Below are 19070 nucleotides of genomic sequence, written 5' to 3' on the forward strand. Positions count from 1 at the left end.
GACACCAATGACAAAGTACAAGCTCGAGTACATTTGGCTCGATGGCTATACGCCGGTCCCGAATCTGCGTGGTAAAACCCAGATCAAGGAGTTCGACTATTTCCCGACGCTTGAGCAATTGCCGCTCTGGGGCTTCGACGGCTCCTCGACCCAGCAGGCCGAAGGCCACAGCTCCGATTGCGTGCTGAAGCCCGTCGCCATTTATCCGGACGGTGCGCGCAAAAATGGCGCACTGGTGATGTGCGAAGTGATGATGCCGGACGGCGTCACCCCGCATTCCACGAACAAGCGCGCCACCATCCTGGACGACGCGGATGCATGGTTCGGCTTCGAGCAGGAATATTTCTTCTACAAGGACGGCCGCCCGCTCGGCTTCCCGACGGAAGGTTACCCGGCTCCGCAGGGTCCCTACTATACCGGCGTCGGCTACAAGAATGTCGGCTCGATCGCACGCGAGCTGGTGGAAGAACATCTCGAACTCTGCCTTGCGGCCGGCATCAACCACGAAGGCATCAACGCCGAAGTGGCGAAGGGCCAGTGGGAATTCCAGATTTTCGGCAAGGGCTCGCGCACTGCGGCCGACCAGATGTGGATCGCCCGCTATCTGATGATGCGCCTTTGCGAGAAGCACGGCATCGACATCGAATGGCACTGCAAGCCGCTCGGCGATACCGACTGGAACGGCTCGGGCATGCACTCGAACTTCTCGACCAAGTATATGCGTGAAGTCGGCGGCAAGGACTATTTCGAAGCGCTGATGAAGCAGTTCGAAAAGAACCTCGAAGACCACATCGCCGTGTATGGCCCGGACAACCATATGCGCCTGACCGGCAAGCACGAAACGGCTCCGTGGAACAAGTTCAGCTACGGCGTGGCTGATCGCGGCGCCTCGATCCGTGTTCCGCATAGCTTCGTCAACAACGGCTACAAGGGCTATCTCGAAGACCGCCGCCCGAACTCGCAGGGCGACCCCTACCAGATCGCTTCGCAGATCCTGAAGACGATCTCGGAAGTGCCGACCGGCGCCAAAGCTGCCGCGGCGTAAGACAACAACAAAGGCATGAGGCCAGCCTCATGCCTTTTTTCTTTTTGGCGTGGGTCATCCTTCTCATGGACCGCGTCACCGATGTTCGGCGTCGGTCCTTGATGTTGCGCCATTGAGGACGATGTCGCGGGGGAGGCACTTGGTCGTCCCTCCCCCGCCCTTCGCAGCAAAATCCCGATCCTCATTGTCGATGCGTCCGCCGCAGGCGTTCGCACCTCATGCACCATGCCGCGGGCACGCGCTTGGCGACCCATGCCAATTCCGGTAAGCACCCCGGTACGCTTCTGATCCGGGATCTGACGATGACACGGCATGGCTTCGCGGCGACGGCATTCGCCATCATCACGCTTTTTGCGTTGCCCGCAGCGGCGCAACGCGCGACCGGCATGTTGCTGGAAGACGCCGGCTTCAAGATGCGGGAGGCGAATACGCCGGAGAAGATGGAGCGGCTGCGATCGCTCACACCGCACAAGCTGATCGCCCGCCAGAAGAACGGTGTTCCGTATTATCTCTATGCCGACCCCGATGACTGCAAATGCCTGTTCATCGGCGACAAGATCGCATTCGAGAATTATCGGGCCATGCCAGCTCAACCATTACAGCCGTATGACGTTGGACGCGGGAGCAATCCGGTCGTCTCTGACATGGTCGACGAGATGGACAGAGATGGTTCGCTGGACCAGGACGACATGATCGACCCAGGTTCCTAGCCGGAACGGGCGACAAAATCGCCGCGCCGGCCAATCAAAGCCTTGCGCGGATGGAGAAATGCGTATCCACTCCTGCCATGGGCCGGGCGGCAGGTATTTCCAGTGGAACTGAAAATGCCTTGGTTGCGGGGGAGCCTCAACGCGTCTCCCAGCGCCCTTATCCGATCGTCCTGATCAAGCCATCGCATTACGATTCCGACGGCTATGTCATTCAATGGTGGCGTTCGACAATACCGTCGAACAGCCTGGCCAGCGTCTATGGGTTGCTGCGCGAATGCGCCGATGCGCAGGTGCTCGGTCCCGACACTGCTATCGAAATCGACGCCTATGACGAATGCAACACCGTCATCGATATCAAGGGCATTGTGCGGCGCATCCAAAAGGCCGGCGGCGGCTTCGTCGCGCTGGTGGGGGTGCAATCCAATCAATATCCGCGCGCGCTTGATCTGACGCGCATCTTCCGCAAGCAGAATATTCCGGTCGTCATCGGCGGCTTCCATGTCAGCGGCGTTATCTCGATGCTGCCGAAGCTGACACCGGAATTGCAGGAAGCGCTCGACCTCGGCGCTGTCCTCTATGCCGGCGAAAGCGAAGGCCGGATGGTGGAATTCCTGCGCGACATGGCGTCCGGCCAGGCAAAGCCCATCTACAATCACCTGAAAGACACGCCGGATATGACGGCGGCGACCTTTCCCGTGCTGCCTCGCAAGGTCGTCACTCGCGTCGCCGGCCATTACGCCAGCTTCGATGCCGGCCGCGGCTGTCCGTTCCAGTGCAGCTTCTGCACCATTATCAACGTTCAAGGGCGCAAGTCGCGCTACCGCACCGCCGACGATATCGAAGGCATCGTGCGTGCGAACGCCAAACAGGACATCACCCGCTTCTTCATCACCGACGACAATTACGCGCGCAACAAGAACTGGGAGCCGATCCTCGACCGGCTGATTGAATTGCGCGAGAAGGAAGGCTTCAAGATCAGGTTACTGCTGCAGGTCGACACGCTGTGTCACAAGATCCCGGGCTTCATCGAGAAAGCTGCGCGGGCCGGTTGCACCGCCGTGTTCATCGGCCTTGAAAATATCAACCCGCAATCGCTGGCCGGCGCCAAGAAGCGCCAGAACAAGATCTGGGAATATCAGGAGATGTTTCATGCCTGGCGCAAAGCCAAGGTCATGACTTTCGCCGGATATATTCTCGGCTTCCCGACCGACACACCGGAATCGATCGCGCGCGATATCGAGATCATCAAGAAAGAATTGCCGGTCGATATTCTCGAATTCTTCTATCTGACGCCGCTGCCCGGTTCGGAGGACCACAAGGTCCTGCACATGAAGGGGATTCCTGTCGATCCGGATCTAAACAAATACGATCTCGAACACGCCTGCACCGCGCATCCGATCATGTCGAAAGAAACCTGGGAGCAGGTCTATCGCGATGCCTGGACGCGCTATTACAGCGACGAGCATGTCGAGACGATCATGCGCAGAGCCGCCGCAACGGGTCTCAACAAGACCAAGGTGATCGACGGCATCACATTGTTCTCGGGCTCGTCGCGGATCGAGGGCGTGCATCCGCTGCAATTCGGCTTCGTGCGCCGCAAGATCAGGACGCAGCGGCGCTACGGCCTGCCCATCGTCAATCCCTTGATCTTCTATCCGTGGCGCGCCTACGATTTCACCCGGACGGCGGTGCGGTGGATCAAGCTGGTGCGGAAATATCGCGCGATCATGAAAAAGGTTTACGCCGATCCGGACGTCACGTCTTACACCGACCACGCGATGGACCCGCCGGCCGGACATAACGCGCCGATGTCGGATTTCGTGAAGGCTTATGCGGATAAAATACCGCAGACCCACGGGGCGCCTGTCCGCGAATCCGCATTGGGTTGATGCGCATTCAGGTTTGATGGTCACCGACCGACGAGTGCCTATAGACGCCGCGTGTAAAATTGGACACCCGCGATTATGCGCTACGGCATAGCTTGCACAGCGGCATCCGTCTGAGACGCCGTCGACCGAAGGGCGGTCCGAAATACCCGACTGGTGCTGGTTCTCTGTTTTTTATATAATGGGCGGCTTGTTCTGCCTTTTCCCGTGCGGTGCTCTGCTTCGATCAGGGTGGACGCAATGACGAATTTCAAAGTTCAAGAATTTGGCTGCGTCATCGCCGCAATTCTTTTCACTCTGGTGGCGCTGACGCAGGTTGCTACGGCGCGCACCGCGCTTGTCATCGGCAACGGCGCCTATCCGAAGGCAGCTCTCGCCAATCCCAGAAACGATGCCTCGGACATCGCGGACGCTTTGCGCAATGCAGGATTTGATGTCGACCTGAGACTCGATGCCCGCCGGCGCGACATGCAGGACGCGATCGCGAGATTTGGCACGCGCCTGAAGTCGAAAGGCGGCGTGGGCCTGTTTTATTTCGCCGGTCATGGCGTCCAATTTGGCGGCGAAAACTATCTCTTGCCCATCGACGCAGATATCACAGCCGCGGAGGATTTCCAGCGTGTTGGTATCAGCGCGGCTGAAGCCGTCGACGCGATGGCCAAGGGCCGCAACGAACTCAGTATCGTCATCCTCGATGCCTGCCGCGACAATCCATTTCCAGCCGACGGCGGCACACGGGGCCTGTCACGGATCGATAGTGGCTCCAGTTTGTTCGTGTCGTTTTCGACGTCGCCTGGCGCAGTCGCGCTCGATGGCTCCGGACGCAACAGCCCCTATACCAAACATCTGGTGCAGGCGATCGGTACACCGGAGCTGTCGATCGAAGATACATTCAAGCGCACGCTCAAAGGCGTTTACACCGAAACCAAAGGCGAGCAGACGCCCTGGCTTTCGTCCTCGTTCTTCGGCGATTTCATCTTTCGTCCGGCCGGCCCGAAGACTGCCGCGCTGGCACCGACGCCGAAAGCTTCACCACTGGATTCCTTTGAAGCGGATGCGCAGAAAATGCCCTCGCTGGCCGGCGTCTATCGCTCGACCGGTACCTACCCCGACGGCACAGCTTATACCGGTATGACCGCGATCACACCGGCTGAGGATCAACTCAGATTCACTTGGTGGGTCGGCGGCAAGGTCTATGAAGGGTTCGGTCGCTGGGCCGGCCGCATGCTGGTCGTGGAGTTGAGCGACAACCAGCGCATCGTTTATACGTTTCCAGGCGGCGAAAAAATCGAGGGGGAATGGGCGGACGGCACGGCGACCGACAAGCTCGAACGCGCAGCGCGGGCGGCCGCCCGGCCGATGCCATCGCCGCAAGGACGCTACAACGTTGTCGGCAAGGATCGTGGCAATTCCTATACCGGCTCACTCACCATCACACGCGACGGCGGCAACTTCCTGTTCACCTGGAATGTCCGCGGCACGGTTTTCCGCGGCACCGGGACACGCGATGGCAACCTGATCACGGTCGATTGGGGCAGCGCCACGCCCATCATCTATGCGCTGACCGATGACGGCTATATGATCGCAATCTATGCCGGTGGCCGTTCGCTGGAAGTCGCGCGGCGCAAGTAGCGCAGCGGCGTGGATTGCAGCGTTCACTTCAATCGCGCTAATGCTGGCGGCATGACCGAAAGCAAGAATACCGGCCCCCTCGCCGGCATCCGCATCCTCGATCTGACCAGCGTCATCCTCGGCCCCTACGCGACGCAGATCCTCGCCGATTTCGGCGCCGACGTGATCAAGGTAGAAGCGCCGTCGGGCGACATCATGCGCCATGTCGGCCCCATGCGACATCCGGGCATGGGCCACATCTATCTCAACCTCAATCGCAACAAGCGCAGCATCGCGCTCGACCTGAAACAGCCGAAGGCACGCGATGCCTTGCGCAAGCTCGCGGCCACCGCCGACGTGTTCGTCAGCAATGTGCGGCCGGCGGCGATGGCGCGGCTCGGCCTTGGCTATGAGGACATTCGCGCCGTCAATCCACGCATCGTCTATGCCAGCGCCACCGGCTATGGCGCCGGCGGACGCTATGCCGGCAAGCCCGCTTACGACGATCTCATCCAGGGGCTGACCGGCATCGCCGCGATCTCGCGCGATGCCTGGGGCGGCGAACCGCATTACATGCCGACCGCCATCGCCGACCGCACCGTCGGCCTTTATCTGGCCAACGCGATTTCTGCCGCGCTCTTTCATCGCGAGCGGACCGGTGAAGGCCAGGCGATCGAAATTCCGATGTTCGAAGTCTTCGCCGAATATCTGCTCGGAGATCATCTTGCCGGCCTGACCTTCGATCCGCCGGAAGGCCCGCAATACTATCCGCGGCTCGTGTCGAAACATCGCCGTCCCTATGCGACGGCGGACGGACATGTCTGCGCGCTCGTTTACACCGACACGCACTGGAAGAATTTCTTCCGCGCCATCGATCGCGAATACTTGCTGCAGGACGAGCGCTTCGCAACGCACGGCAATCGCGCCGCGCATATCGATGAGGTCTACCAATTCGTCGCCGACACTTTGAAAACCCGCACCACCGCCGACTGGGTGGCCTTGCTCGATGCCGCGGATATTCCCGTCACTCCGCTGAACAACATCGCGAGCCTGCTCGACGATCCGCATCTCACCGAATCCGGCTTCTTCCGCTTCATCGATCATCCGACCGAGGGGCGCCTGCGCGTCACGCAGGTGCCGGGCTCATGGTCGGGCTCCTCGCCATCGATCCGCAACCTTGCGCCGCCGCTTGGCGAACATACGAAAGACGTGCTGCGGGACGCGGGATTTTCCGATGAGGAGATTGCAGATATTGTTGCAGGGAGCAACACGTCTGCCGGGTGATCACGCTCGACGTTAGGGTCGTCTGCCCGGAGCAACAAATGGATTGGTCTCCGGCCCTTCCTTGGAATTTTTGTCGAAACACTGATCGAGACGTTCAAGTCCTACAGCACTTCCATCCAACGGCAATCGCAGTGTCGCGCCTTCTCCCCGCACCTCAAGCGCATTGGCCATCCGCAGCCGCTCATTGAACGGGCGATCGGCCAGCGCGATGGTGACGGATTTCGATTCCGCCAATGCTTTTGCATCGACGGATTGAGACCCTGCCGCGAGCTTGACCGAATAGGCCTTGCCGCGATCGAGCTTCCACTTCGGCGAATCGATGGACAGCAGCAGCCCGTCAGGATTACGCACGAATGCGATGCCCAAGCCGGTAGCCGTTCGTGTCATCGTGCAATTCTCGAACTTGTCGGCCTTGTAGGTTGTCGCAATCGTCCAAGGACCAACAACGACGGTCTGGGTGTCGAGCGATTGTTGGGCGAGCACCGGATTGGTCAGCATCGCGATACCAACACATGCAAGGATGCTTCGCATCATCGCCTCCGTGTGACCATGCAATGCTGGATTGAACGCTTGACGTGAATGACACGGTTTAACGCTGGCGCAGGAAAACGGTTCCGTCACAGCTTTCGGACGTGTTGCCTGCACAAATTTTAATTGGCAGCCCGCCTTGTTAATTGGCGGCCGCCTTGGCGTCGATCCCCATACCGATTACGAACCGCTGGCCGCGAGTCGCACATGGCGAGTCAAGACGCTGTCAGAAGATAAATGACTCGCCTTCAGGGGGCAGAATCGCGATTCATAAAGATCAATCTGATCGGAACGGGATCCGTCATGCTGCCGCTCTCAAAACCGCTTTTCGCTCAGCAGGACGACCGCCATCTCACACTGGCCGTCGCCGGCACATTGTTCACGGCGACACTGGCCACGTTGGTCGTGCTGGCGACGCTGACCGGCGTGGCTTAAACTCCACTCGCCGTCAGGCGGTCGATATTCGCTTTCATGCCGTCGAGATCGTAAGGCTTGCCGAGAAAACCGATCGGCGCAAACTCCTGCAGGCGGGCTTTGACTTCGCTCTGGTCCTCGCCGCTGGCGACCAGCAACGGCAGATCGGCGTGCGAGTGCCGGATTTCCCGCACAAGGTCGTCACCGCGCTTGTCCGGCAGACCGAGATCCAGCAGCACCAGTCCATAAATGGCACCCGGCGCCTTGAGCATTTCCAGCGCCTCGCTGGCGGTGCCGGCCTCATCGGCCTCGTGGCCGAGATCGAGCAGCATGTCGACCGCCAGCATGCGGATCAAAATCTCGTCTTCGACGACAAGTATCCGGCCTAAACTCATTGTCCCTGCTTTCTCCGGCGGTCGTCACGACCACCGCGAAAACCCTGTAACGGTCAACGGCGGCAGGCTCATGACCCGCCGCCGCATTCATGTCACGCGATCGAACGACGATCGCGGCAGCTTAATCAAGTTGCGCGCCGCTCTGCTTGATCGGTACGGCCCATTTCTCGATTTCGCTCTTCAGGAACTTGCCGAGATAGTCAGGCGTGCGGCGATCAGGTGTAACGACCACCGCGCCCAAACCTGCCAACCGCTCTTTCACTGCTGGCGTATCCATCGCCTGGTTCGCGCCGTCGGCTAGCTTCTTCACGATTGGCGCCGGCGTATCCTTCGGCAGGAACAGCGCGTTCCAGGTATAGGCTTCCATCGGCAGGCCCTGCTCGGCCGCAGTCGGCAGATTGGGCAGGGCCGGCGAGCGCTCCTTGGTCATGATCGCGATCGCCTTGACCGCGCCGCTGTCGATATGCGGCTTGGCCGTGGAAATGATTTCGCACAGGAAATCAATGCGGCCGCCCTGCAGATCCTGCATCGCCGGACCCGTGCCTTTGTAAGGCACATGCACGATGTCGGTGCCCATGGCCATATTGGCGACCACGCAGCCCAGATGCGTCGCCGAGCCCGCACCGGCCGACCCATAGGTCATCTTGTCCTTGTTCTTTTTGGCATGCTCGATGAATTCCTTCAGACCATTCACTGGCAGGTCCTTGCGCGCCGTGATCGCGATCGGCACCTCGGCAATCAGCGCCACCGGTGTGAAATCGGTCAGCGAATTGTATTGCGGCTTCTTGTAGAGCGTTTGCCCCTGCGCATGCGTGCCGACCGTGCCAAGCAGGAAGGTGTAGCCGTCGGGCTTGGCGTCGGCCGCACGTTTAGAGCCGGTCTGGCCGCCGGCGCCGCCGACATTTTCGACCACCACCTGCTGACCAAGGATTTCGCTCATCCGCTGCGCCAGCACCCGGCCGAGCACGTCGGTCGGTCCGCCCGCCGCGAACGGAATGATCATGGTCATTGGCCGGTTCGGATAGTCCTGCGCCGAGGCCGCACCCGCAAACATCAGCACGCCAGCCAGAGCAGCCAGCAGTTTTGTTTTATACATTGAGCATTTCTCCCTCATTTCCCGCCCACTTTGCCTGCCGTGCTGGCCCGGTCAAGCTAGACTTGTGAACCAACCGCCGCACACGTAAACCACCGCCCTGCAAAGGAGATTTGTTAAAAATGGCGGATATTCGGATCGCGATTGCCGGCCTTGGGGCTATCGGGCGGACGCTAGCACGCAAATTGACCGACGGGGTTCCCGGCCTGTCGCTGGCCTGCGTCGCAGCCGGCGACAAGGCCAAAGCGCAGGCCTGGCTGGACAGCCAGGGCATTAAAGCCCCGATCGTCGATCTGAAGGATTTTCCGGCCCATGCCGATGTCGCGGTCGAATGCGCGCCGGCCGCCCTGCTCGAACAGATCTGCCGGCCGATGCTGGAAGCCGGCAAGTCCGTCATTGTGCTGAGCTGCGGCGCTCTGCTGCCGCGTCCGGAATTGACCGAACTGGCAAAAGCCAAGGGCGGCACGATCATCGTGCCGACCGGCGCATTGCTTGGCCTCGATGCCGTCGCCGCCGCGGCCGAAGGCGAGATCAAGTCGGTGCGCATGACCACCCGCAAGCCGCCGGTCGGACTGAAGGGCGCGCCCTATCTCGAGAAGAACGGCATCTCCGTGGATGGCCTGACCGAGGCCAAGCGCGTTTTTTCCGGCAGCGCGCGCGAGGCCGCCGCAGGCTTTCCGGCCAACGTCAATGTCGCCGCGGCCCTCTCGCTCGCCGGCATTGGCCCCGACCGCACGCAGATCGACATCTGGGCCGATCCGGCGGTCACCCGCAATTGCCACAGCATCGAGGTCGACGCCGATTCGGCGCGCTTCACCCTGGCGATCGAGAATGTGCCGTCCGATAATCCGAAGACCGGCAGGATCGTCGCGCTGTCGGTACTGGCAACGTTGCGCAAACTCGGCGCGCCGCTCCGGGTTGGCACCTAGGCACCGGACAAACAACGCGCGACGCGACATGACCGCAGCATCTCCCACCATCCTTGTGTTCGATTCCGGCCTCGGCGGGCTGACCGTCCACCGCGAGATCGTGAAGCTGCGGCCCGACGCGCGTTTCGTTTACGCGGCGGACGATGAAGCCTTTCCCTATGGGCGGCTGTCGGAAGTCGAGTTGCTGACACGCGTCATTGCGGTGATGGCGGGGCTAATCGAAACACATCGTCCGGATCTGATCGTCATCGCCTGCAATACAGCCTCGACGATCGTGCTGGCCGAATTGCGAACGCGTTTCACCGTGCCGTTCGTCGGCACCGTGCCGGCGATCAAGCCGGCCTGCGCTGCATCGCAAACGCGTATGGTCTCGGTGCTTGGCACCGAGGCGACGGTCGCGCGCGAATACACCAAGGCCCTGATCCGCGATTTCGGACAGGGCTGTGACGTCACGCTGATCGGATCGAAGCGGCTCGCCGTTCTTGCTGAAGCTTTACTCAACGGTGAAGACATCGACGACGAGGATATCGCTGAAGAGATCATGCCGTGCTTTTTGGAGAAAGATGGCGCCCGCACCGACACCATCGTTCTCGCCTGCACGCATTATCCGCTGCTGCTCGAACGCTTCAATCGCGTTGCCCCTTGGCCGGTAACCTGGCTGGATCCCGCCCCCGCCATCGCCAAGCGCGTGGTAGCGTTGATCGGACATGGAGAAAGCGTTGCCGGCGCGGTGCCTAGCATTTTTCTTCTCACATCGAAGCGCCCTGCAGCGCCGCTCTTGCAAGCAGCGCTGCGAGGGTTCGGTTTCAGCTTCTAAAAGGCTCTAGAAGACGTAGCGGAAGCGCCCCGCGATCAGGTGAGCGTGGAAATCGTCGCCGCCGAACTTGTAATCGTAATTGAACGACACCGATGATTGCTGACCGATGCTGGCCGAAAAGCCCGCACCGACGATCCCGAAATCGCGACCGATGCCGGCCGTCACGGTCTCGAAAGATCCCGGCAGCGCTGCATCGGCAAAGCTCGCGCTTATCTTCTGCTGGTCGTCGAGGAATTCGTGCTGCCATGCGGCGCGCAATTCGGGCTGGAATGCGCCCCAACCGCCACGCCAGTCCTGCCGCAGGCGAACGCCGAGGCTTGAGCGCAGCGAATCCACATCCTCCTTACCGATGCTCAATGCGGCGGCGCCGGTCTCCGTGAACGCCCCCACCTGGACGGCGGTGTATTGCAGCCCGGCTTCCGGCGTCACCACCAAAGCTCCCCATCTCAAATCCGTGCCGACGCTGGCCTGAGCGGCGAACTGATTGCCGGTATTGGAACTGACATTGGGCGTGCCCACGGCGATGCGCGTGCTGTCATAGCTGTTGTGGCCATAGACAAAGGCGGCATTGAGAAAGCCGCTGTCGCGGAAATACGTGCCGTAAGCCCCGAGCATGACGCTGGTGATCTTGCTGGTGCTGCCAAGCAGGTCGAGATCGGCATTGGTGCGGCCGAATCCGGCCAGGAAGCCGACGATCAAATCGGGCGCCACCAGACGATCGATACCAGCCGTCACCACCGCCGTCGTGTATTTGCTGGACGGCGAATTCTGCGTCGCGCCCTGGCGCGCGAACAACGCGTTGCCGCTGATGAACAGGCCCCATTCGTTGTCACCGGCGAAGCGGCGCTCCGGCGCTTTCAGGATTGCCGGGGTATCGTCGCCCTTCCGATTCAGCGACGCAAAGGCCGCGTGCGCCGATGAATTGGGGCCAGCCGAGGCAAAGGCCTGGGCGATACCGCCATTGTCGCGATCGAACATGGCGGTCACCACATCAAGACCCGTGGCCGTGAATCCCAATCCGTCACGCCGCACGCTGTCCAGCCGCTGGTTCAGCAAGTGGGTGGTCTGGAATGCGGTATCGATGGCGATGCGGCCGAACGCCTGATACGCCGTCGGCGAAAGTTGATTGAGGGCGGCACCGATATCGCTCGATGTCGCAACCCGGTCGAGCAAGGCGACCGTCTCGTAACTCGCACCGTGCTTTGTCGAACCATTGTCGATGATGTTGCCGACCTGCTGGCCCGCTTGCGTATTCGCAAAGGAGGCAAAAGATCTGGCCGCCCCATTCACCGTTTCAAAGCTCGTATAAAGCGTGCCGGCGATATTCACCGTCTGGCCGGCTTGCAGCGCCGCGCGCTTCTTCTCCGTCAGACCGACCTTGTTGTAATTCAGCGTGTCGGTCGCTTCACCGCCATCGACCAGACCGACGATTTTCGAACCGGCCATGATGTTCAGCGTATCGTTGCCGCCTTCGAGATTGATGGCCCGGCCGGTATTGCCGATGATCGTGCCGTGGTTGGTGAGAACGTCCTGTCCCTCGCCCATCTGAATGGCCGAACCATCGCCGCGAATGAAGCGAGTCGAGCCGGTGCCGGTATAGGTGACGCCATTCAGCGTGCCGGCAGAAGCCGTATCGACGGTCACGCCATCCATCAGATAGACGGTGTCATTCGGGTTAGGGATCGAACCATTGCCGATGATCGTGCCGTAGTTGACGATCGTGTCGTTGTCGATCGCGGTACCGGTCTTGTTCTCGAACCGGATGGCATAGCTGCTCTGGCCGACAATCAATCCGGAAGCATAGTTGGTCAGCGTCGTTGCGGCAACGCCGCTGCGCGAATTGTCGGGATTGGAATCGTTGTTCGCAACAATGCCGGCGCCGGCGCCGCTGATCGTTCCATAGTTCAGAACCGTGCCGCCGCCGAAGGCGATGCCTTCGCTGTTGTTGCGCCGGTTGCCCGCATCGCCGCCTCTGGCGCCAGTTCCCTGGATCAAACCGTAATTGGTGATATGGCCTTCGAAATCGATGTCGATGCCGTCACCGTCGCTGCGTGTCGAAATATTATCGATTGCACCGGTGATCGTACCGTAGTTGACGACGGTGGCGTTCGAGCCAGATCCGACGCCCGCACCGTTGCGGCCGATGATGGTCGCACCGGCATAGTTGTAGACAGTGATATCGCCGCCGACATCGGAAGACGTACCGCTCTTGGCGCCTGAAATCAGGCCGCCGGCATAGTTATAGATCGTGCCGCTATTCACGCCGAAATCGATCGCGTCACCCGAGAACCGCACGCCGCCGGCGCTCGATGACAGGGTCTGGCCATAGGCGATGATACGGCCGGCATTTTCGATCACGGCGTTCTGGCCGGGACGGACCGCGTCGTTATCCGCCGCAGTGATCAGGCCGGTCGCCCTGTTGATGATGTGGACCGTCGCACTCGCCGAGTTCAGGTCGCGCCAATCGAGCGCCTGACCGGACCCCACGCCCAGTGTCTGGATCGTACCGGCATTGTCCAGGAGGAACGTGCCCGCCGTCGTCGCCAAGCCGGACGAACCGGTGATGCGGATCGCGTCGTCGAGCGACTGGATGACGCCGCCGGCCTTGTTGAACACCTGGAACGAAACGACATTGTCCAGATTGCCGGTATTCAGATTGATCGCGCGGCTGGCCGACGCGGTGGCGTCTATCAGTCCGCTATTGTTGATCTCCACCGTCCCGAGACCGGTGCGGATCGCGTCATTGCCCAGCGCCTGAATCACGCCGCCAGCGTTGTTGTTGATCTCGACCCGTCCGGTTGCCGACGTGTTCGAAGCAAAATCGAACACCTGCCCGGTGTCGGACGAGAGCCTGCCATCGTTGTTGATCGTGACCGCGCCGTTGCCGATCGAGGCATTCAGCCTGAAGACATCGTCGAAGGATGTGATCAGCGCACCGGCGTGGTTGTTGAGCGTCAGATTGCGTGGCGTGTTGCTGTTGGCGGTGTCGAGCGCGCGGTTGCCCGACTGAATCGTACCGAAATTGTCGATGGTGACGCCCGGCGCCGCCGAGGGCCCGGCCCAGCTGATAGCCGTCGACGTGACCGACAGAACCGCCCCCGCCTCGACAAGGCCGGTCTCGGTCCCGGTGATCGATTTGGCGGTATTGTCGGTCGTTCCTGAAACGACCGTGAAATCCGCGGCAAGAACTGGCAATGAACCGGACGAAGAAACAAGACACGCAACAAGCGCAATGCGGCTGACGCCGCACATCAAATTCCCCATAACGCTAACGACGCCCCAATCAGTTTGTTTAGTGCCCCTGTACGCGGCAGACCGATAGGAACGCCGGATGACACGGAAATGACACCAAGATGACACAAGGCCGGGGCGCCTTCGGCCCAGGCGGGATTGGCGCAAGCTGCTGCCGTTTGGCACGACTTTTGTTTGCCGCCCGGTTTGACACATTCCCGTTTTGCCCATAGAAGACGGCCGTCCGGCGGGCCCCTGCGGCCCGCTTGGCGTTTCGCGACCCGTGGTTCCGGCCATCCGCTTTGGCCAAGGATCCTGTCAGTACCGGGACTATTCCCCGATACAGAGGAGGGCGCGTTTCCTCACACTTTCGGTCAATTTCAAGAGGACGCGATGACCAAGCGCAGTGAAGCAAAGTACAAACTCGACCGCCGCATGGGCGAAAACGTCTGGGGCCGGCCCAAGAGCCCGGTCAACCGGCGTGAATATGGCCCCGGCCAGCACGGCCAGCGCCGCAAGGGCAAGCTGTCCGATTACGGCGTTCAGCTCCGCGCCAAGCAGAAGCTGAAGGGCTATTACGGCGATATCTCCGAAAAGCAGTTCCGCGCGATCTATACCGAAGCGATCCGGCTGCGCGGCGACTCGGGCGCCAACCTGATCGGCCTCCTGGAGCGCCGTCTCGACGCGGTCGTGTACCGCGCCAAGTTCGTGCCGACGATCTTCGCCGCCCGCCAGTTCGTGAACCACGGCCATATCAAGGTAAACGGCCGCCGCGTGAACATCCCGAGCTATCAGGTCAAGGTCGGCGATGTGATCGAGGTGAAGGACAAGTCGAAGGAAATGGCGCTGGTGCTCGAAGCCGTGTCGCTCGGCGAGCGCGATGTGCCCGAATATATCGAAGCCGATCACGGCAAGAAGACCGCAAAATTCCTGCGCGTTCCGACCCTGACCGACGTCCCCTACCCGGTGCAGATGGAACCGAACCTCGTGGTCGAATTCTATTCGCGCTGATCTGGCGCAACATCTTGCGAATACAAAAGGCCGCTCTCACGAGCGGCCTTTTTGCTTTTTCCCCGTCCTGCTTTGCGCACTTGCCACACAGGGCTGGTTCGTTCACTCGAGCTGGCCCGTACGTTCGGTTAAGGTTACACGACGGGTAAGAACTCTTCGGGAGTTCTAATTAAGATTCGAGTATCGAAACACCGTTAACGTTCGCCCTTCCCGGGCCAATGAGCTGGCTCGTCATCCAGGCGAACCATGCTGACCGTGTACAACTGCATCGTGAACGAGCACGACCTGCGGCTCGTTGTTCTTGCCGGTGCCATCTGCGCGCTCGCATCTTTCACCGCCATCACCTTGCTGCATCATGTCTGCAAATCGACCGGCCATCTGCGGTTTCTGTGGCTCACCGTGGCGGCGACCGCGACCGGTTTCGGCATCTGGGCAACGCATTTCATCGCCATGCTGGCTTTCTCGCCGGGCATTCCGAGCGGCTACAATGTCGGACTGACGGCGCTTTCACTCGTCGCGGCCATCATCCTCACCGGCGTCGGCTTGGCTGTTGCGACTTCAAAGGCCTTGCCCGGCACTGCCTGGCTTGGCGGCGCCATCGTCGGCGGTGGCATTGCCGTCATGCACTATACCGGCATGGCTGCGTTCGAAATTGCCGGATGGATCATCTGGAATCCGGTTCTTGTGGCCGTCTCCATTGCGCTGGGCACCCTGCTTGGCGCTGCGGCTCTCGCGGTCGGACTGCACGGCGATACGATCAAATATCGAATTTTCGGCGCGCTGCTGCTGACCGTGGCGATCTGTAGTCATCATTTCACCGCCATGGGCGCAGCCGCGATTGTGCCCGACCCCTCCATTCATGTTTCAGAATGGGCGTTGCCGCCAAGCTGGCTTGCGATCGCCGTTGCTCTGGCCAGCTTCGCCATCATCCTGCTGGCTCTGGCGGGACTTGCGCTCGACATCCGCGACCGCCGCCGCACAGAAGTCGAGGCCGATCGCATGCGTGGCCTCGCCAATGCCGCGGTGGAAGGACTTCTCGTTTGCGACGGCGATCGCATCATGACCGTCAACAATAGCTTCGCCGCCCTGGCCGGGACGAGCGCCGACAAAATGGCCGGAGCAAAACTTGAATCCTGTTTCCCCGATGAGGCGACCCGGTTCAAATTGCTCGGCCGGTCGAACCAGCCGATCGAAGCCGAACTGCGCCACAGTGACGGTTCTGCTGTGCCGGTCGAACTTATTCTGCGGCCGGTCGATTTCGCCGGCAAACCGCATCAGGCCATCGCCGTGCGTGATCTGCGCGCGCGCAAGAAGGCCGAACAGCACATTCGCTTTCTGGCGCATCACGATGCGCTCAGCGGTCTACCCAATCGCTCAAGTTTCAACAAGAAGCTCGATCAGGAGATCGAATCGGCGCTCGCCAACAAGCATCCGCTCGCCGTGCTGTGTCTCGATCTCGATCGCTTCAAAGAGGTCAACGATCTGTTCGGACACGCGGCCGGCGACGCCTTGCTGCAAGCCGTCGCGAAATCCGTGAGTGGCATCCTGGCGCCCAACCAGATGATGGCCCGGCTCGGCGGCGACGAATTCGCAATCGTCCTGCCGGAGCTCGCCAATCCTGGTGTTGCCGGGCGGATCGCGGAGAATATTCTGGAGGTTCTGCGCAAGCAGAACGAGACGTCGGCGACGGCCACGCTGGTTTCGACCAGCATTGGCATCGCGATCTGTCCGAGCGACGGGACAGACCGCGAGGCTCTGCTGAGCCATGCGGACACGGCGCTCTATCGCGCAAAGATGGAGGGGCGTGGCACCTATCGCTTTTTTGAAGCGACGATGGGCGCTGAGGTGCGCGATCGCCGGCTCATCGAGCACGATTTGCGGCATGCAATTTCGCGCCGCGAGCTGAGTCTCGTCTACCAGCCGCAACAGGACATCAAGACCGGCAAAACCACGGGCTTCGAAGCCTTGCTTCGCTGGCAACACGCGACGCGCGGCGCGATATCGCCAAATGTGTTCATTCCGATTGCCGAGGAAAGCGGCGCGATCCTGCAGATCGGCGAATGGGTCTTGCAGACAGCGTGCCGTGAAGCGGTCAGCTGGAATTCGGACCTCGCCGTTGCCGTGAATGTCTCCGCTGTCCAGCTTCACACCGCGAATTTCGCATCGCTGCTGCACGAAATCCTGTTCCAGACCGGCATGCCCGCACAACGGCTTGAACTTGAAATCACCGAAACCGCGCTTGTGCGCGACTTCGATCGCGCACTCGCAACGTTGCGTCAGCTAAAGGCGTTGGGGGTCCGGATCGCGATGGACGATTTCGGTACCGGCTATTCGTCGCTGTCCAATTTGCGCGCATTCCCGTTCGACAAAATCAAGATCGACGGCACTTTCATCAAGTCCGTCGACGTGAACGAACAGGCCGCCACGATCGTCCGGGCGGTGCTGGGTCTTGGCCGGGGTCTCGGCTTGCCGGTTCTGGCGGAGGGCGTCGAGACAGCCAGCGAACTGGATTTCCTGTCCGCTGAATCGTGTGACGAAGTGCAAGGCTATCTGCTCGGCGTCCCGGCCGATATCGGGCAATTCCGGCATCTGACGCACGAAACCGCGGCCGGAGCGGTCCCCGTCATTGCCCGAACGCCCGCGCAGCCGAAGCTGCGCGTCGTCTCTGGCTAACGGCCCAAGAGCCTAGGCCAGCGCCTTGCCCTGTACGGCGAGGCCCTTTTCCAGCATCAGGCTCTGCAATTCGCCGGCCTGGAACATCTCGCGGATGATGTCGCAACCGCCGACGAACTCGCCCTTCACGTAGAGCTGGGGAATGGTCGGCCACTGCGAATAGGTCTTGATGCCCTCGCGCAGATCGCCCGATTCCAGCACGTTGATGCCCTTATAGGGGACCTGGAGGTAATCCAGGATCTGGACGACCTGGCCGGAAAAGCCGCATTGCGGAAATTGCGGGGTGCCCTTCATGAAGAGCACGACGTCATTGCCCTTCACCTCATTATCGATGAACTGGTTGATGCTCATTAGAATTCGATCCTGGTGATATCTGGCCGTCTGCAGCCTGTTCCTGATCGGGAATATAGGTAGCCCGGCCGCGGTGCAACACCGGGGCTCCCCGCCACTCTGCCCCGCCAATCACTTCTTTTGCGGAATTCCGTCACTTTTTCACAGGGGCGTAGAAGGTCCCCTCCACCTCCACGATGTCGTCCTGGTTGAGCCGGTCGACCTCGATGATGGTCCGCGGCGGGTATGGCCCCTGTCCCCACAGATCGGCCTGAACCTTGTTCACGATCGGACGGAACCGGTACATATCGGTGACATAGACGACGAGCCGGACCGCATCGCGAAGGCTCGCACCCTCGCTCTTGGCGATCAATTCCATATTGACGAAGGCTTGCTTCACCCGCGCTTCGTCGCCGGCAACGAGATTATTGGTGGCCGGATCGATGCCGCGCATCCCGGCGATGAAGACGAAATCACCCGCACGGGTGCCGAGGTTCCAGGTGCCGGTCGGTTTGATCGCACCTTCGGGCGCTAATGTCTTGACGCCGTTCGGCGAGAGCTGCGCACTAGCCATTGGCGCTGCAATGAAAAGAAAGGCCAACGCGATCCATAGCGACTTCATGTCCCTGGTCCTGTTGTGGGGAAACGCCGGCCTGACAATGCTAGAGCATGATGCCGAAAAGTGCGAAGCAGTTTTCGGATAACATCATGCTCCAGCGTGTATAGCCGAACGCCTGCACTCACAACATCACAGCTAGATCGGGACTTGAGATTTACCCTTCAGGGACGCCCGTCTGCAGCGCCAGTGCGTGCAGTGCACCACCCATCTGGCCCTGCAAGGCCTTGTAGACGAGCTGGTGTTGCTGAACGCGCGACTTGCCGCGGAAGCTTTCCGCGAGCACCGTCGCCGCATAATGGTCCCCGTCCCCGGCAAGGTCGCGGATCGACACCTGCGCATCGGGGATGTTGGTCTTGATCAGCCGCTCGATCTCGGCGGCGTCCATCGGCATGGTCAACTCCTCACATCGGTATCGCAGCCCGGCCTCTGCCGGACCACAAGATCGCTTGCATTAGAAATATGGTGATTTCCCGTGCCTGACAAATGTGTTCACC

17 protein-coding genes are annotated in these 19070 nt (G+C 60.8%); 10 read left to right on the plus strand and 7 right to left on the minus strand.

Annotation, left to right across the window (positions count from 1 at the left end; all coding sequences use genetic code 11):
* Positions 1–7: 7 nt before the first annotated feature.
* The 5 genes from CAK95_RS26405 (at position 8) to CAK95_RS26425 (ending at position 6536) form a co-directional block, all read left to right on the plus strand.
* On the plus strand, positions 8–1045 hold the full coding sequence (locus CAK95_RS26405; RefSeq protein WP_086090659.1) for a glutamine synthetase beta-grasp domain-containing protein: 1038 nt from the start codon (positions 8–10) through the stop codon (positions 1043–1045).
* Positions 1046–1263: 218 nt separating this feature from the next.
* Positions 1264–1755, plus strand: coding sequence for a hypothetical protein (locus CAK95_RS26410; RefSeq protein ID WP_086090660.1), 492 nt, complete (start codon positions 1264–1266; stop codon positions 1753–1755).
* A gap of 119 nt (positions 1756–1874) precedes the next feature.
* Positions 1875–3644: a B12-binding domain-containing radical SAM protein gene (locus CAK95_RS26415; protein WP_245303532.1), complete on the plus strand. Its 1770-nt coding sequence runs from the start codon at positions 1875–1877 to the stop codon at positions 3642–3644.
* Between the two features lie 237 nt (positions 3645–3881).
* Complete coding sequence (locus CAK95_RS26420; RefSeq protein ID WP_086090662.1) at positions 3882–5273, plus strand: caspase family protein; 1392 nt, start codon at positions 3882–3884, stop codon at positions 5271–5273.
* 51 nt (positions 5274–5324) lie between these two features.
* Positions 5325–6536, plus strand: a complete 1212-nt coding sequence (locus CAK95_RS26425) for a CaiB/BaiF CoA transferase family protein (RefSeq protein ID WP_086090663.1) — start codon at positions 5325–5327, stop codon at positions 6534–6536.
* 12 nt (positions 6537–6548) lie between these two features.
* Here the strand turns inward: CAK95_RS26425 and CAK95_RS26430 are convergent, their stop codons facing one another.
* Entirely contained in the window at positions 6549–7067 is a 519-nt protein-coding gene (locus tag CAK95_RS26430) for a hypothetical protein (RefSeq protein WP_086090664.1), read from the minus strand.
* 300 nt (positions 7068–7367) lie between these two features.
* On the opposite strand from CAK95_RS26430, the gene CAK95_RS30250 reads away from it, so the two are divergent.
* Entirely contained in the window at positions 7368–7499 is a 132-nt protein-coding gene (locus tag CAK95_RS30250) for a hypothetical protein (RefSeq protein WP_280949837.1), read from the plus strand.
* Here the strand turns inward: CAK95_RS30250 and CAK95_RS26440 are convergent.
* On the minus strand, positions 7496–7873 hold the full coding sequence (locus CAK95_RS26440; protein ID WP_086090666.1) for a response regulator: 378 nt from the start codon (positions 7871–7873) through the stop codon (positions 7496–7498). The two genes, CAK95_RS30250 and CAK95_RS26440, sit on opposite strands and share 4 nt — an antisense overlap.
* Before the next feature lie 121 nt (positions 7874–7994).
* Positions 7995–8969: a Bug family tripartite tricarboxylate transporter substrate binding protein gene (locus tag CAK95_RS26445; protein WP_157699751.1), complete on the minus strand. Its 975-nt coding sequence runs from the start codon at positions 8967–8969 to the stop codon at positions 7995–7997.
* A 119-nt stretch (positions 8970–9088) separates the two neighbouring features.
* On the opposite strand from CAK95_RS26445, the gene CAK95_RS26450 reads away from it, so the two are divergent.
* Positions 9089–9895 (plus strand): aspartate dehydrogenase, encoded by an 807-nt coding sequence (locus CAK95_RS26450; RefSeq protein WP_086090668.1) that lies wholly within the window; start codon positions 9089–9091, stop codon positions 9893–9895.
* Positions 9896–9923: 28 nt separating this feature from the next.
* Positions 9924–10712 carry a glutamate racemase gene (gene murI / locus CAK95_RS26455; RefSeq protein ID WP_086090669.1) on the plus strand — a complete coding sequence of 263 codons (789 nt, stop codon included), beginning with the start codon at positions 9924–9926 and terminating at the stop codon, positions 10710–10712.
* A gap of 6 nt (positions 10713–10718) precedes the next feature.
* Here the strand turns inward: murI and CAK95_RS26460 are convergent, their stop codons facing one another.
* Complete coding sequence (locus CAK95_RS26460; protein WP_157699752.1) at positions 10719–13964, minus strand: autotransporter family protein; 3246 nt, start codon at positions 13962–13964, stop codon at positions 10719–10721.
* Positions 13965–14336: 372 nt separating this feature from the next.
* Here CAK95_RS26460 and rpsD point away from each other — a divergent pair, with 372 nt between their 5' ends.
* Both rpsD and CAK95_RS26470 read left to right on the plus strand, forming a co-directional pair.
* A complete protein-coding gene (gene rpsD, locus CAK95_RS26465) occupies positions 14337–14954 on the plus strand; it encodes a 30S ribosomal protein S4 (RefSeq protein ID WP_086090671.1) in 618 nt (205 codons plus the stop codon).
* Positions 14955–15200: 246 nt separating this feature from the next.
* Complete coding sequence (locus tag CAK95_RS26470; protein WP_086090672.1) at positions 15201–17627, plus strand: bifunctional diguanylate cyclase/phosphodiesterase; 2427 nt, start codon at positions 15201–15203, stop codon at positions 17625–17627.
* A 12-nt stretch (positions 17628–17639) separates the two neighbouring features.
* On the opposite strand, the gene grxD is transcribed toward CAK95_RS26470, so the two are convergent.
* From grxD to CAK95_RS26485, 3 genes are all read right to left on the minus strand, one after another.
* Positions 17640–17978 (minus strand): Grx4 family monothiol glutaredoxin, encoded by a 339-nt coding sequence (grxD, locus tag CAK95_RS26475; protein ID WP_086090673.1) that lies wholly within the window; start codon positions 17976–17978, stop codon positions 17640–17642.
* A gap of 133 nt (positions 17979–18111) precedes the next feature.
* On the minus strand, positions 18112–18579 hold the full coding sequence (locus CAK95_RS26480; protein WP_086090674.1) for a RidA family protein: 468 nt from the start codon (positions 18577–18579) through the stop codon (positions 18112–18114).
* Positions 18580–18730: 151 nt separating this feature from the next.
* Complete coding sequence (locus CAK95_RS26485; RefSeq protein ID WP_086090675.1) at positions 18731–18967, minus strand: BolA family protein; 237 nt, start codon at positions 18965–18967, stop codon at positions 18731–18733.
* Positions 18968–19070 lie beyond the last annotated feature (103 nt).

This window comes from Pseudorhodoplanes sinuspersici, from assembly GCF_002119765.1.
Lineage (GTDB): Bacteria > Pseudomonadota > Alphaproteobacteria > Rhizobiales > Xanthobacteraceae > Pseudorhodoplanes > Pseudorhodoplanes sinuspersici.